Raw genomic sequence first — 14,417 nt, forward strand, 5'->3', positions numbered from 1 at the left:
GGATGACCCCGTGACCGCCACCGCACCGTCCCCGCCCACGACGCCCGGGGCGCCGCCCGCAGCGGCGGCGCCCGGGTTGTCCGCCGCCGACGCCGAGCGCAGCCGCGGCCTGCGCCGGATGCGGGCGGTGGCCGGTGGGCTGCTGGTGCTGGCCGCCGGCGTCTACGCCCTGACGGTCGGCGACGAGGGCGCGCTGGGTTTCGTCAACGCCGCCGCGGAGGCGGCCATGGTGGGCGCGGTGGCGGACTGGTTCGCGGTCACCGCGCTGTTCCGCCGCCCGTTCGGCCTGCCGATCCCGCACACCGGTCTCATCCCCCGCAAGAAGGACCAGCTCGGCCAGAGCCTGGAGGAGTTCGTCTCCGACAACTTCCTCGCCGAGGACGTCGTGCGCGACAAGGTGGGGCGCGCGGAGGTCACCCGGCGCCTGGCCGGCTGGCTGGTGCGCCCGGGCAGCGCGGAGCGGGCCGTGGAGGAGGCCGCCGTCGTCGTGGGCGGCGGGCTGGACCTGCTCAAGGACGACGAGGTGGCCGCGCTGCTCGACGAGGTGGTCCTCGCGCGGCTGGCGGACGAGCCGTGGAGCCCGGCCGCGGGCCGGCTGCTGGGGCGGGTGGTCGCCGACGGCACGCACCAGCCGGTCGTGGAGGTGTGCCTGCGCGAGGCGCAGCGCTGGCTGGACCGCAACGAGCACACGGTGCTGGCCCTGGTCGGCGAGCGCGCCCCGGCGTGGACGCCGTCGTGGCTGGACGACCGGATCGGCCGGCGGGTGCACGCCGAGGCGCTGCGCTGGGTGACCGACGCGCTCGCCGACCCGCAGCACTCCGGCCGCCGGGCGCTGGACGACCTGCTCACCCGTTTCGCCGACGACCTGCAGCACGACGCGACGACCCGGGCGCGGGCGATGGAGTTCCAGCGCCGGCTGCTCACCCACCCCGACCTGCGCGAGACGGTGGCGGGGCTGTGGGGCACGGTGCGGCGGTTGCTGGCGGACGCGGTGGCCGACCCGGGCAGCGAGCTGCGGCAGCGGTCGGTCCGGGCGCTGCGGGACCTGGGCGAGCGCCTGCTGGGTGACGCCGCGCTGCGGGCGCGCATCGACGGGCACGTGGTCGACGCGACGGGCCACCTGGTGCGGCGGTTCGCCCCGGAGCTGGCCACCGTCATCTCCGACACGGTCGCGCGCTGGGACGGCGACGACGCGGCGCGCCGCATCGAGCTGCACGTGGGGCGCGACCTGCAGTTCATCCGCATCAACGGCACGGTCGTCGGCGGCCTGGTGGGGGTGGCGATCCACGCGGTGACGGTGCTGGCGGGCAGCTGAGGCGGGTGGCCGGCCCGCGACCGGACCGGCCACCCGCCTCACCAGCGGGCGTGCACGTGTTCGGCGACCAGCTCGTCGTAGACGGCGCGCACGGCCGCGGCCTGCTCGGCGCTGACGGGCGGCACCTGCGCGGCGGCGGCGTTGCGCCGGGCCTGCTCGCCGTTGCGGGCGCCGGGGATGACGGTGCTGACGCCCTCCTGGTCGATGATCCAGCGCAGCGCGAACGCGGCCAGCGGCACGTCGCCGGCGACCTCGGCGAGCCGGCGGGCGGCCTGCACGCCCACCTCGAAGGGCACGCCGGAGAACGTCTCGCCCACGTCGAACGCCTCGCCGTGGCGGTTGAAGGTGCGGTGGTCGTCGGCGGCGAAGGTCGTGGACTCGTCGTACCTGCCGGACAGCAGCCCGGAGGCCAGCGGCACGCGGGCGATGATGCCGACGCCGGCCTCGGCGGCGGCGGGCAGGACCTCCTCGACCGGCTTGAGGCGCAGGCAGTTGAGGATGATCTGCACGCTGGCCACACCGGGCCGGGCGATGGCGGCACGCGCCTCGGCGGTGGTCTCCACGGACACGCCGTAGTCCTTGATGCGGCCCTCGGCGACCAGCTCGTCGAGGGCGTCGAAGACCTCGTCGCGGTCGTAGACGGCGGTGGGCGGGCAGTGCAGCTGGACGAGGTCGAGGGTGTCGACGCCGAGGTTCGCGCGGCTGCGGTCGTTCCAGGCGCGGAAGTTCTCCCGGGTGTAGGCCCCGGGCTCGTGCGGGTCGGCGCGCCGGCCCGTCTTGGTCGCGACGGTCAGCTCGGCGGCGGGGTGCTCGCGCAGGAAGCGCCCGATGAGCCGCTCGCTGCGGCCGTCGCCGTAGACGTCGGCGGTGTCGAGGAACGTGACGCCCGACTCCACCGCCGCGGCGAGGACGTCGAGCGCGTCGCCCTCGTCCACCTCACCCCAGCTGCCGCCGATCTGCCAGCAGCCCAGGCCGACGACGCTCACGAGCCGCTGGGTCTTCCCGAGGATCCTCGTCTCCACGGCCGCGACCCTAGTGGCGGGGGCGCCCGCGCGCGACGAGGAGCGGACGCCCCCGGCCGGCGTGGGGTGGCGCGCGGCGGGAGGGCGTGAACACCGTTGCCACGACCGGGCGGGGCACGTAACCTTCCGGGCGCGACCGCGGTTGCCGACGGGGCCCGCCGGTCGCGCCAGACCTCGGGCGCGGTCCGCGCCCGTCCGGGAGGCGGCGGCACGACGGCCACCGCCTCCCCCACCGGTCGCGTCGAGCGTCCCGCTCCGCCACCGGTGGCCGTCCCCCATCCGTTTCGGTCCCCGCCCGGCGGGTAGTGCGTCTACGACGTAGACACGTGCGTCGGCGGCGCCGGACCTCCCGGGTCGGCCGGCGGCCCGGGAGGTGGAGCATGGCATCGGAGGCGGTGGGCGCTCGTCGCAGCGGCGGCGGGCTGAGCGTGCACGGCGCGTCGCAGGCGCGCGGGCTGTACGGCAGCACACCCGGGCAGGACGTGCTGCGGGCCGGCACGGCCGAGTTCGTGGGCACCTTCGTCCTCGTCCTGGCGGGCACGGCGACGGCCATGGGCTGGGTGGTGGGCGCCGCTCCCGGCTACGACCTGCTCGCCGTGGTGCTGGCGTTCGGCCTCGCGCTGACGGCGCTGGCCGCCGCGCTCGGGCACGTCTCGGGCTGCCACCTCAACCCGGCCGTGACCCTCGGGCTGGCGGTGGCGGGCCGGTTCCCGTGGCGGGCGGTCCCGGTGTACGCGGTGGCCCAGCTCGGCGGGTCGGTGCTGGCCTCGCTGGCCGTCTGGGGCACCTACGGCTCCCGCGCGCGGACGGAGGCCGGGCTGGCCGTCACGCTGCCCGCCGAGGGCGTCTCCGACGTGCGGGCCCTGCTCGTCGAGGCGCTGATCACCTTCGTCCTGGTGCTCGTGGTGGTCTCGGTGGCCACCGACGAGCGCGCCCCCGCCGCCGCGGCGCCGCTGGCCGCCGGTGCGGCCCTGGCGGTGTGCGTCTTCGCGGCCGCGCCCGTCACCGGCGGTGCGGTGAACCCGGCGCGGGCCTTCGGCCCGGCCGTCGTGACGTGGGACCTGAGCAGCCTGTGGGTGTACCTGGTGGGTCCGGTGGTCGGCGGGGTGCTCGCCGCCGTCCTCTACGACCGCGTGCTGGCGCGCGGCGAGGCGCCCTCCTGAGGGGTCCGGGCCGGTCCGCCCACGCCGCCGGGCGGGTTCAGCCCCGCCCGGTGGCGGTGACGGTGGCCGCGGCGAGCACCAGCTCGCCCTCGTAGAGCACCACCGTCTGCCCCGGTGCCACGCCGCTCAGCGGTTCGCGCAGCCGCACGAGCAGCCCGGGGCCGGCGCGCTCCACCACGGCGGGCACCGGCGTCCCGTGGGCGCGCACCTGCGCGGTGACCTCCGCCGGGCCGGCCGGCGGCGGCGCGCCCCACACCGGCTCCGCGCCGTGCAGCGTGCCCACCCGCAGCTCCTCCGCGGCCCCGACGACGACGCGCCGCTCGACGGGGCTGATGGACAGCACGTAGCGGGGGCGGCCGTCGGGGGCGGGCCGCCCCACGCCGAGGCCCTTGCGCTGCCCGACGGTGAACCCGTAGGCACCGGAGTGGCTGCCGACCACCTGCCCCGCGGTGTCCACGACCTCGCCGGGCTGTTCGCCGAGGTGGCGGCGCAGGAAGCCGCGGGTGTCGCCGTCGGGGATGAAGCAGATGTCGTGGCTGTCGGGCTTGGCGGCCACCGCCAGCCCGCGCCGCTGCGCCTCGGCGCGCACCTCCTCCTTGCTGGCGGCCTCCCCCAGCGGGAAGAGGGCGTGCTCCAGCTCGGCGGGGGCCACGACGGCCAGGACGTAGGACTGGTCCTTGGCCGCGTCCCGCGCCCGCTGCAGCCGGGGTGCGCCGTCGGCCCCGGGGGCGAGGCGGGCGTAGTGGCCGGTGCAGACGGCGTCGAAGCCCAGGGCGAGGGCCCGGTCGAGCAGCGCGGCGAACTTGATCCGCTCGTTGCAGCGCACGCAGGGGTTGGGGGTGCGCCCGGCGGCGTACTCGGCGACGAAGTCGGCCACGACGTCCTCGACGAACTCCTCCGACAGGTCCCACACGTAGAACGGGATGCCGAGCACGTCGGCGGCGCGGCGGGCGTCGCGGGCGTCCTCGAGGGTGCAGCAGCCCCGGGCCCCGGTGCGCAGCGAGCCGGGTCGGCGCGACAGCGCCATGTGCACGCCGACGACGTCGTGGCCGGCCTCGACCGCCCGGGCCGCCGCCACCCCGGAGCCCACGCCTCCGCTCATGGCGGCCAGCACCCGGCTCACGGCTCCCCCCGCCCGCGGCGGGTCACGACGCCCTCCGCGCGCTGCGGGCCCGCGCGGAACGCCGGGCGCGCTGGGCCCGCTCCACCGCGGGGCCGAACGCGGCGACGGCGGCGGCCACGTCCGCCGCCGTGGACGTGCGGCCCAGGGAGAAGCGCAGCGCGCCGCGGGCCTCCTCGGGCTCGACGCCCATCGCGAGCAGCACGTGGCTGGGGCGGGGGACGCCGGCCTGGCAGGCCGAACCGGTGGAGACCTCCACGCCGCGGGCGTCGAGCAGGTAGAGCAGCGAGTCGCCCTCGCAGTCGGGCACGGTGACGTGGGCGTGGCCGGGCAGCCGGCCGGCGGGGTCGGCGTCGCCGCGCACCGCGATCCCGGGCACCTGGGCGCGCAGGCCCGCGACGAGCTGCTCGCGCAGGTCGCGCAGCCGCTCCGCCTCGGGTCGCAGCTCCGCGACGGACGCGGCCAGGGCCACCGCCGCGCCCCGCGCCGAGGCCACGTCGAGCGTGCCGGAGCGCACCCCGAGCTCGTGCCCGCCGCCGTGCTGGAGGGCCACCAGGTCCAGGCCGCGGCGCAGCACGAGGGCCCCGGCGCCGACGGGACCGCCGAACTTGTGCGCCGACAGCGACAGGGCGTCCACGCCGGAGGCGGTGAAGTCGACGGGGACGTGACCGACGGCCTGCACGGCGTCGGTGTGCACGGGCACCCCGGCGGCGTGGGCCAGCTCCGCCACCTGCCGCACCGGCTGCAGGGTGCCGACCTCGTTGTTGGCCCACATGCAGGTGAGCAGGGCGATCTCCTCGGGGCGCTCGGCCAGCGCCGCGGCGACGGCGGCGACCTCGACGCGGCCGGCGGCGTCCACGGGCAGCCAGGTCACCTCGGCGCCCTCGTGGTCGACGAGCCAGGCCACGGCGTCGAGCACGGCGTGGTGCTCCACGGCGCTGGCCAGCACGCGGCGCCGGCGCGGGTCGGCGCCGCGCCGGGCCCAGAACAGCCCCTTGACGGCGAGGTTGTCGGACTCGGTGCCCCCCGACGTCCAGACGACCTCGCTGGCACCGGCCCCGACGGCCTCGGCGAGGCTCTCGCGGGCCTCCTCCACCGCCCGGCGGGCCCGGCGCCCGGCGCCGTGCAGCGAGGAGGCGTTGCCCGCCTGCGACAGCTCGGCCACGACGGCGGCCGCGGCCTCCGGTCGCAGCGGTGTCGTGGCCGCGTGGTCGAGATACGCAGGCACGGGAGCCGATTGTAGGTGCGCGCGAGCGCTCGCCGCCCTCCACGGGGTTCGGGCAGACTGCCGCGGGTGAGCGATCCCCGCCGGCCCCGCCCGTCCCAGCTCGGAGTCAGCGTCGTGGAGGGGGGCGCCGACGTCGCGGTGTTCGCCGCCCACGCCGACGCGGTGGAGCTGTGCCTGCTGGACGGTCCGGGCGGGACGGAGGTGCGCATCCCGCTGCTCGACGTCGAGCACGGCGTGTGGTCGGCCTTCGTGCCGGGCCTGCGGGCGGGGACGCGCTACGGCTTCCGGGTGCACGGTCGCTGGGAGCCCGAGCGCGGGCTGCGGCACAACCCGGCGAAGCTGCTGCTGGACCCGTACGCCCGCGGCCTGGACGGGGAGCTCGTGCTGCGCCCGGAGGTGTACGCGCACGCCGTCGACGCCTCCCTGACCGGAGACCTGACGCAGCGCGACGAGCGCGACTCGGCCCCGTTCGTGCCGCACGGCGTCGTGCTGGGCGACCTGCCGGCGGAGCTGGCCGTCGGGGCCGGCGAGCGCCCGCAGGTGCCGTGGGCGGACACCGTCGTCTACGAGGCGCACGTGGTGGGTCTGACCCGGTCGCTGCCGGGCGTCCCGCCGGAGCTGCGCGGCACCTACGCGGGCCTGGCGCACCCGGCCGTCGTGGAGCACCTCACCTCCCTCGGCGTCACGACCGTGGAGCTGCTGCCGGTGCACGCCAAGTCCACCGAGCCGGTGCTGCGCCAGCGCGGCGCGGTGAACTACTGGGGGTACAGCACGCTGTCCTTCTTCGCGCCCGAGCCGGGGTACGCGACCGCCGCGGCGCGCGCGGCGGGGCCGGCGGCGGTGCGCGAGGAGCTGCGCCGCGCGGTGCGCGACCTGCACGCCGCCGGCCTGGAGGTCGTGCTCGACGTGGTCTACAACCACACCTGCGAGGTCGGCCAGGACGGCCCGTGCCTGTCGTGGCGGGGGCTGGACGACCGCACGTACTACCTGCGCGACGCGGCCGGGCGCCCGTTCGACGTGACGGGCTGCGGCAACTCCCTGGACTTCCGCTCGCCCCGGGTGGTGCAGCTGGCGATGGACTCGCTGCGCTACTGGGTGTCGCAGGTGGGGGTGGACGGGTTCCGCTTCGACCTCATGACGACCCTGGCCCGCGGCCGGGAGGGGTTCGTCCCCGACCACCCGTTCCTCGTGGCGCTGGCCACCGACCCGGTGCTGGCGGGCACCAAGCTCATCGCCGAACCCTGGGACGTCGGCCCGTACGGCTGGCGCACGGGGCAGTTCCCGGCGCCCCTGGTGGAGTGGAACGACCGGTTCCGCGACGGGGTGCGCCGGTTCTGGCTGTCCGACGCGCGGGAGGCGGCCGCCGGGCGCGGTGTGCCCGACGCCCCCGGGCGCGGGCTGCGGGAGATGGCGACCCGGCTGGCGGGTTCGGCGGACACGTTCGACCCGCAGCGCGGCCGGCTGACGAGCGTCAACTTCGTCACCGCGCACGACGGGTTCACGCTGGCGGACCTGACGGCCTACGACCGCAAGCACAACGAGGCCAACGGCGAGGGCAACCGCGACGGCAGCGACTCCGACACCAGCTTCAACCACGGCGTGGAGGGGCCCACCGACGACGAGGGGGTCCTGCGGGAGCGGCGCCGCTCGCAGCGCAACCTGATGGCGACGCTGCTGCTGTCGACGGGCGTACCGATGATCACCGCCGGCGACGAGCTGGGCCGCACCCAGGGCGGCAACAACAACGCCTACTGCCAGGACGACGCGATCTCCTGGGTGGACTGGGAGCTGGAGCCCTGGCAGCGGGCGCTGCTGGCCGACACCCGGGCCCTGCTGGCGCTGCGGCGGGAGTACGCGGTCCTGCGGCTGGGCGGGGCGGTGCCCGGCCGCCCGCCGCGGGAGAGCCGCCACGACCTGCTGTGGTTCGGCGCGGACGGGGCCGGGATGAGCGTGGAGCGCTGGCACGACCCGGCGCAGCGGGTGCTGCAGATGCTCGTCGACGGCCGCGCGATCGGGGAGGCGTCGGTGCTGGTGGTGCTCAACGGCTGGCGGGACGCGGTGGACGTGGCGCTGCCGGTGGTGGAGGGCGTGGAGAAGCTGCTGCCCCGCTGGGACAGCGCCGCGCCCGCTCAGGAGGCGGAGCAGGAGGCGGGCCTGGAGGCGGGCCTGGAGCCGGCGGCGCGGCGGGGCCCGTCGGCGCTGGCGGCGGGGGCGCACCTGCCGCTGGCACCGTGGTCGGTGCGGGTGCTGGCGACGGCCTGAGCGGCGGCGGGGCCGGCCGTCACTGGCCCCAGGGCCAGGTGTCGTCCTCCCCGTGCCCCGGGCCCGCGGCGGGCGGCTCGCCGTGCAGGGGGGTCAGGGCGCGGGTGCGGTCGAACCAGCAGAACGCGTCGTAGCGCCGGCCGAGCACGGTGGGCACGTAGTTGTGCGTGGGGTCCAGCTCGGGCTGGTAGACGACGCCCACGGCGCGGTGCTCGCGGATCCCGGTCAGCCACCGCGGCAGCTCCCCGGCGGTGGGGAACACGAAGAGGGCGGCCGGGTCGATCCCGCTGTGGTGCAGGAGGTCCTCCACGCTGCCGGGGTGCGCCGGCGGCAGCGGCAGCACCTGGGAGGGGCCGTCCCAGGCGCGCGCGGCGACGACGGTGCCGCCGTGGCTGCCGAAGCCGACGAGCACGACGTCGTCCTCGCCGTGGCGCTCGCGCACGAGCTGGCCGACGTTGACCATGCCGTCGCGGGCCATGTCGGTGAACCGGGCGTCACCGATGTGGGTGTTGTGCTCCCAGACCACCGCCTTCGCCCCGGGACCGCGGTGGGCGACGAGCCGGTCGAGGGTGTCGGCCATGTGCCGGTCGCGCACGTTCCACGCCTGCGCACCACCGCGCACCACGGCGCGGTAGTAGGCCTCCGCCCCGGCGGCGACGAGGGCGTTCTGCTCGGCGTCGAAGCGGGCGTCGCGCTCGTGCCCGGTGCCGTCGGTGCCGCTGCGCAGCCGGGCCAGCAGCTCCACCACGGGGCCCTCGCAGCTGCTGGGCGCCAGCCGGGTCGCCTCGGCGTAGCGCTGCACGTCCTCCCCGTGCGGTTCGAAGCAGCGTAGCGCCTCCAGCGCGGCGTCGACGTGCCCGGGTTCGTGCTCGCGCAGGTAGGCGACGACGCTGCGCAGGGAGTCCATCAGGCTGTACACGTCGAGGCCGTGGAAACCCACGCGCGCGTCCGCGGGCAGGGTGTCGTTGTGGGACCGCAGCCAGCGGGTGAGCTCCACCACGTCGGTGTTGGCCCACATCCACGTCGGCCAGCGCCCGAACCCGGCCAGCACCTCGGCGGGGTCCTCCGGCGCGCCGGGCGCCCCCGTCACCGAGCAGTTCACCCGGTGGCAGTCGGGCCAGTCCCCCTCGACGGTGACGAGGGAGAACCCCTTCTCCAGCACCAGCCGGCGGGTGATCGCCGCGCGCCAGGCGTAGAACTCGTGCGTGCCGTGCGAGGCCTCCCCCAGCAGCACGAACCGCGCCTCGCCCACCCGTTCCAGCAGCGGGTCCAGGTCGCCCTCCCCGCGCAGCGGCAGCGCTGCGCGGCGCACCTGCTCCTCGGCGGCGATCACCGGGGCACCCCGCCCGTCAGACCGCGTCCGGGTCGCGGCCGGCCGCCCGCAGCGCCGCGCGGCGGATCGGCTCGTAGCCGGTGCAGCGGCAGAGGTTGGAGCTCAGCAGCCGCCGCAGCGCCTCCGGGTCGTCGAAGACCGCCGGGTCCCGCTCCAGCGCGCCCTGCAGCAGCACGACGAAACCCGGTGTGCAGAACCCGCACTGCAGCGCGTGCTCGGCGGAGAACGCCCGCTGCAGCGGGTTCAGCCCGCCGGGTCCCTCCCCGTCCGCCAGCCCCTCGACGGTGCGCACCGAGCGGCCCTCGCACTGCACCGCCAGCAGCAGGCAGGAGCGCACCGCCTCCCCGTCGAGCAGCACGGTGCAGGAGCCGCACACCCCGTGCTCGCAGGCGAGGTGGGTGCCGGTCAGCCCCAGCTCGTCGCGCAGCACGTCCGCGAGGTGGCGGCGGGGCTCGACGTCCACGCTGCGCCGCTCCCCGTTGACGTCGAACTCGACCCTCACGCGTCCTCCTCCTCGTCGGTGCTCCGCCGGTCGGCCAGCGCCCGCCCCAGCGCGCGCCGCACCAGCACCCCGACGAGGTGGCGGCGGTGGTCGGCGGGCTGGTGGGGCTCGTCCACGGGGTCCGCGTCCCGGGCGGCGAGTTCCCCGGCGCGGGCGAACGCCGCCTCGCCGGCCTCGGCACCCCGCAGGAACCCCTCGGCGGCCGCGGCGCGCTCCGGCCGGTCGGCCGCGCCGACGACCCCGAGCCGGGCCGAGGTCACGACGGGCCCCTCCAGCTCCAGCACCGCCACGACCGCGACCCCGGCGTAGCTGGCGGCCGTGCGGCGGTGCTCCACGAAACCCACCCCCGCGCCGGCCGGCGGCAGCGGCAGGCGGAGCGCGGTCACGAGCTCGTCGGGGCGCCGCGCGGTGCGGTGCGGGCCGCGGAACCAGTCGGCCGCGGCGACGCTGCGCCCGCCTCCCGCGCCGCGCAGGTCGACCCGGGCGTCGAGGGCGACCGCCACGGCGCCCCACTCGGCCGCCGGGTGCCCCCACGCCAGCGAACCGGCGATGGTGCCGCGGGCGCGCACCGGCGGGTGGGCGACGTGCTCGGCGACCCGCGGCAGCAGCCGCCCGAGGGGGCCGGGAGCCGCGCCGGGGCGCTCGGCGTCCCGGTGCCGGGCCAGCGCACCGACGTGCAGCTCCCCGCCGGCCACCGCCAGGCCCCCGAGGTCGCCGACCCGGCCGAGGTCGACGACGAGGGCGGGCCGCACGCGGCGGTGGTGCAGCTCCACGAGCAGGCTCTGGCCGCCGGCGAGGACCACGGCCCCGCCCGGCGCCGCCGAACCGGTCGTGAGGGCGTCGACCACGTCGGCGGTGCTCGCCGGGGCGACGTACCCGAACGACGGCGACTTCACGAGGCCGCCCCCGCCGCGCGCGCCGCCCGCCAGACCCGCGCCGGGGTCAGCGGCATCTGCAGCAGGTCCGGGTCGTCCAGCTGCAGGGCGTCGGCGACGGCGTTGACGACGGCCGGCGGCACGCCGATGCACCCCGCCTCCCCCGCCCCCTTGGCGCCCAGCGGGTTGGACGGGTTCGGCGTCCGCGTCTCGCGCAGCACGAAGGGCGGCACCTCCGAGGCGGTGGGCAGCAGGTAGTCGAACAACCCCTCCGCGAGCAGGGGGACGCCGTCGCCGTCGTGCGGCACCTCCTCGTAGAGCGCCTGCCCGAGGCCCTGCACGAGGGAGCCGACGGTCTGCCCGCGGGTGATGACGGGGTGCACGACGGTGCCGTAGTCGTCGACCGCCACCAGCCGCAGGACCTCCACCTCACCGGTGTCCGGGTCCACCTCGACGACGGCGCCGTAGCAGCCGAACGGGAACGCCGCCTCCTGGCGGAACACGTGGTCGGCGCGCAGCTCGCCCGTGGCCGTGACGAGCTCACCGGTGCCGATCCAGCGCCCGCCGGGCAGCAGGAGCCGCCCGGCGTCCCAGGTGGCGGACCCGGCGGGCACCGGCGGCCCGGCGGCGGCCGCCCACGCCACCGCGCGCTGCCGGGCGAGGTCCACGAGCTCGCGGGCGGCCAGGTGCAGGGCCGCGCCGCCCATCTGCATCGAGCGGCTGGCGAAGGACCCCACCCCGTGCGGCACCTCCCCCGTGTCGCCGTCGACGGCGCGGACCAGCGCGGTGTCCACCCCGAGGGCGTCGGCGACGACCTGCGCGAACGCCGTCTCGTGGCCCTGCCCGGTGGCGGAGGTGCCGCAGCGGGCGAGGAAGGACCCGTCGGCCAGGGCCTCGACGCTGCCGTTCTCCTGCAGCAGCAGCGGCCCGTCGCCGCCGGTGCGCTCGACGTAGCTGCAGAACCCGATGCCGAGCGGGCGGGCGCCCGGCTCGGCGCGGCGGCGCGCCCGCTCGGTGCGCCAGCGGTCCAGCTCCAGCGCGTCCACCGCCACGTCGAGGGCGCGGGCGTAGTCCCCGGAGTCGTAGGTGCGGCCGGTGGGCGTGGTGTGCGGGAACCGCTCCGGCGCGATGAAGTTCCGCCGGCGCAGTTCCACCGGGTCGGCGCCGAGGCGGCGGGCGAGGGCCTCGACGGTGCGCTCCACCGCGTAGGCGGCCTCCGGGCGGCCGGCCCCGCGGTAGGGGGCCGTCGGGGCGGTGGTCGTCACGACGGCGCGCACCCGGGCGTGCACGTGCCCGGTGGCGTACGCACCGGTGGCCATCAGCGCGGTCTGGGTGGGCACGACGACACCGACGTGCGGGTAGGCGCCGAGGTCGGCGAGCACGTCGAGGTCGAGGGCGAGGAACCGCCCGTCCCGGTCGGCGGCCAGCCGGACGCGCTGGCGCTGCCCCCGGCCGTGGGTGTGGGCGCTGAACGCCTCGGCGCGGTCCTCCACCCAGCGCACCGGCCGGCCCAGCCGCAGCGCCAGCAGCGCGACGGCCAGGTACTCGGGGAAGGTGGCGCTCTTGGAGCCGAAGGCCCCGCCGGCGTCGGGCACGGTGACGCGCACCCGGTCCGGCGGCAGCCGCAGCGCCTGCCCCAGGTTGTCGCGCAACCGGTGCGGCGCCTGGTGGGAGCACCAGACGCGCAGGCCACCGGCGCCGTCGGGCGCGGCGAGCACCGCGCGGGACTCCATGGGCACCGGGGCGAGCAGCTGCTGGGTGTAGGTGGCCTCGACGACGACGTGCGCCGCGGCCCACACCTCCTGCGGCACCGGCTCGCCGTGGTCCTGCTCCACGACGACGTTGCCGAGCCCGTCGAACAGCTGCACGTCCGAGGCGGCCGCGGCCTGCGGGCCCACGAGGGCCGGCAGCGGGTCCACGTCGACGACCACGGCGTCGGCGCCGTCCTCGGCGGCGTAGCGGTCGGCGGCGAGCACCACGGCGAGGGGCTGGCCGACGTGGCGCACCCGCTCACCGGCCAGCACCTCCCAGTCGCGGCCCTCCGCGACGCCGGGCTGCCCGAAGGGGGGCACGACGAACCGCCCGGGCAGGGCGGCGGCGGCCAGCGCGGGCACGACGCTGGCCACCGCGCGGGCCGGGGCGGCGTCGACGCGGCGCACCCGCCCGTGCGCGAGCCGGCTGCGCACGAAGGCGGCCTCCAGGCAGCCGTCCACCGCGAGGTCGGCGACGTAGCGGCCGGTGCCGGTGAGGAGGCGGACGTCCTCGCGGCGGGTGGGCTGGAAGGCGGTGCTGGCGCTCACGGGCTCCCCCGGTCCTCGGCGTGGCACCATCGAACCGCCCGCCCGGTGCGGGCGCACCCGGGAGGTGGCGTGGTCGACGCGGTGGGACCCGGTCCCGACGTCCTCACCGGCGCCCTGGCGTGGCGCCCGCTCACCGCCGCCGACCTGCCGCTGCTGGGGCGGTGGCTGGCCGAGCCCCGCGTGCGGCGCTGGTGGCACCACGAGACCTCCCCGGAGGCGGTGGCGAGGGACTTCGGCCCGAGCGTGCGCGGGGAGGAACCCGGCGAGGACCTCGTCGTGCTGCTCGACGGCCGCCCGGTGGGCCTGCTGCAGCGCTGTCGCATCGAGGACTACCCCGAGGAGCTCGCGGAGCTGTCGGCGCTCGTCGACGTGCCCGCCGGGGCGGTCTGCATCGACTACCTCCTCGGCGAGGAGGCGCTGCGCGGGCGGGGCCTGGGCACCCGGCTCGTCGCGACGGCCGTGCGGCGCACCTGGGTCGACCACCCGGACGCCCCCGCGGTGGTCGTGCCCGTCGTGGCCGCCAACACCGCCTCCCGGCGGGTGCTGGAGAAGGCCGGGTTCCGCCGGGTCGCCGAGGGGCCGCTGGCACCGGAGAACCCGGTGGACGACCCGCTGCACGTCGTCTACCGGGTCGACCGGCCGGGCACCGGCTGAGCCCGCCCGGCGAGGGCACGTTTGCGACCGCCGCGAACAGGTACCTCCCGGTGAGGAGGCGCCCGGCGAGGCGGTCGCCCCGACCCGGGAGGTCCAGCGGTGAAGGCCGGTTCCGCGCTGTCGGCGGCGCACGAGCGCCTGCACGCCCTGCAGCGCGACTACGAGGGGAGCGGGGGGGAGGGACGCGGCGAGGACGTCGAGGAGCGCCCCCTCGGCGGGTTCCTGGCGCTGGTGGGCGTCTACGGCGGTGCCGTGGGCGCCGCCGCGCTGTGGGGTCGGGCCCGGGGGGTGCGGCTGCCGGAGCGGATCGGTGCGCAGGACCTGGCGCTGCTCACCGTCGCCGCGCACGAGGCCAGCCGGCTCATCACCAAGGACGCGGTGACCTCCCCGTTCCGGGCGCCCTTCACCCGGCACACCGGTTCCGCCGGCGAGGGCGAGGTGCAGGAGGAGGTGCGCGGCAGCGGTCTGCGCCACGCCGTCGGCGAGCTCGTCACCTGCCCGTTCTGCACGTCGATGTGGACGGCGACGGGTCTCGTCGCCGGCAGCGTGCTGGCGCCGCGGCTCACCCGGACCGCGGCGGCCACCCTGGCGGCGGTCTTCGGCTCCAACGTGCTGCACCTGCTCTACGACAGCGCCAAGCACC

The 14,417-nt window shown here is 77.6% G+C and carries 12 protein-coding genes; 5 read left to right on the forward strand and 7 right to left on the reverse strand.

What is annotated here, in order from left to right; all coding sequences use genetic code 11:
* Positions 1 to 1,315: DUF445 domain-containing protein (locus ABEB16_RS14495; protein WP_345712946.1), on the forward strand; the 1,315-nt coding region annotated here is incomplete at its 5' end.
* 38 nt (positions 1,316 to 1,353) lie between these two features.
* Here ABEB16_RS14495 and ABEB16_RS14500 read toward each other — a convergent pair.
* Entirely contained in the window at positions 1,354 to 2,337 is a 984-nt protein-coding gene (locus ABEB16_RS14500; RefSeq protein WP_345712947.1) for an aldo/keto reductase, read from the reverse strand.
* Between the two features lie 380 nt (positions 2,338 to 2,717).
* Between ABEB16_RS14500 and ABEB16_RS14505 the strand changes: the two genes are divergently transcribed.
* Positions 2,718 to 3,500, forward strand: coding sequence for an MIP/aquaporin family protein (locus ABEB16_RS14505; protein ID WP_345712948.1), 783 nt, complete (start codon positions 2,718 to 2,720; stop codon positions 3,498 to 3,500).
* Positions 3,501 to 3,537: 37 nt separating this feature from the next.
* Here ABEB16_RS14505 and mnmA read toward each other — a convergent pair whose 3' ends face one another.
* A complete protein-coding gene (gene mnmA / locus ABEB16_RS14510) occupies positions 3,538 to 4,623 on the reverse strand; it encodes a tRNA 2-thiouridine(34) synthase MnmA (protein WP_345712949.1) in 1,086 nt (361 codons plus the stop codon).
* A gap of 22 nt (positions 4,624 to 4,645) precedes the next feature.
* Positions 4,646 to 5,848, reverse strand: coding sequence for a cysteine desulfurase family protein (locus ABEB16_RS14515; RefSeq protein WP_345712950.1), 1,203 nt, complete (start codon positions 5,846 to 5,848; stop codon positions 4,646 to 4,648).
* Between the two features lie 66 nt (positions 5,849 to 5,914).
* On the opposite strand from ABEB16_RS14515, the gene glgX reads away from it, so the two are divergent.
* Positions 5,915 to 8,110 carry a glycogen debranching protein GlgX gene (glgX, locus tag ABEB16_RS14520; RefSeq protein ID WP_345712951.1) on the forward strand — a complete coding sequence of 732 codons (2,196 nt, stop codon included), beginning with the start codon at positions 5,915 to 5,917 and terminating at the stop codon, positions 8,108 to 8,110.
* A 19-nt stretch (positions 8,111 to 8,129) separates the two neighbouring features.
* Here the strand turns inward: glgX and ABEB16_RS14525 are convergent, their stop codons facing one another.
* The 4 genes from ABEB16_RS14525 to ABEB16_RS14540 are packed head-to-tail and all read right to left on the reverse strand — an operon-like array spanning position 8,130 to position 13,120.
* Positions 8,130 to 9,443, reverse strand: a complete 1,314-nt coding sequence (locus ABEB16_RS14525) for an erythromycin esterase family protein (protein ID WP_345712952.1) — start codon at positions 9,441 to 9,443, stop codon at positions 8,130 to 8,132.
* A 16-nt stretch (positions 9,444 to 9,459) separates the two neighbouring features.
* Positions 9,460 to 9,945, reverse strand: coding sequence for a (2Fe-2S)-binding protein (locus tag ABEB16_RS14530; protein ID WP_345712953.1), 486 nt, complete (start codon positions 9,943 to 9,945; stop codon positions 9,460 to 9,462).
* Positions 9,942 to 10,841 (reverse strand): FAD binding domain-containing protein, encoded by a 900-nt coding sequence (locus tag ABEB16_RS14535; protein ID WP_345712954.1) that lies wholly within the window; start codon positions 10,839 to 10,841, stop codon positions 9,942 to 9,944. The genes ABEB16_RS14530 and ABEB16_RS14535 overlap by 4 nt, the downstream gene beginning before the upstream one ends.
* A complete protein-coding gene (locus ABEB16_RS14540) occupies positions 10,838 to 13,120 on the reverse strand; it encodes a xanthine dehydrogenase family protein molybdopterin-binding subunit (protein WP_345712955.1) in 2,283 nt (760 codons plus the stop codon). The genes ABEB16_RS14535 and ABEB16_RS14540 overlap by 4 nt, the downstream gene beginning before the upstream one ends.
* A gap of 69 nt (positions 13,121 to 13,189) precedes the next feature.
* Here ABEB16_RS14540 and ABEB16_RS14545 point away from each other — a divergent pair, with 69 nt between their 5' ends.
* Positions 13,190 to 13,774, forward strand: coding sequence for a GNAT family N-acetyltransferase (locus tag ABEB16_RS14545; protein WP_345712956.1), 585 nt, complete (start codon positions 13,190 to 13,192; stop codon positions 13,772 to 13,774).
* 99 nt (positions 13,775 to 13,873) lie between these two features.
* On the forward strand, positions 13,874 to 14,417 hold a 544-nt coding region (locus ABEB16_RS14550), incomplete at its 3' end, for a DUF1360 domain-containing protein (protein WP_345712957.1).

Origin of the sequence: Kineococcus glutinatus (assembly GCF_039542765.1) — a bacterium.
GTDB classification, from domain to species: Bacteria; Actinomycetota; Actinomycetes; order Actinomycetales; family Kineococcaceae; genus Kineococcus_A; species Kineococcus_A glutinatus.

Bases quoted from the DNA above. Each gene is read 5' to 3' on its own strand.
- ABEB16_RS14505 (WP_345712948.1), top strand. From the start codon at position 2,718: ATGGCATCGGAGGCGGTGGGCGCTCGTCGCAGCGGCGGCGGGCTGAGC.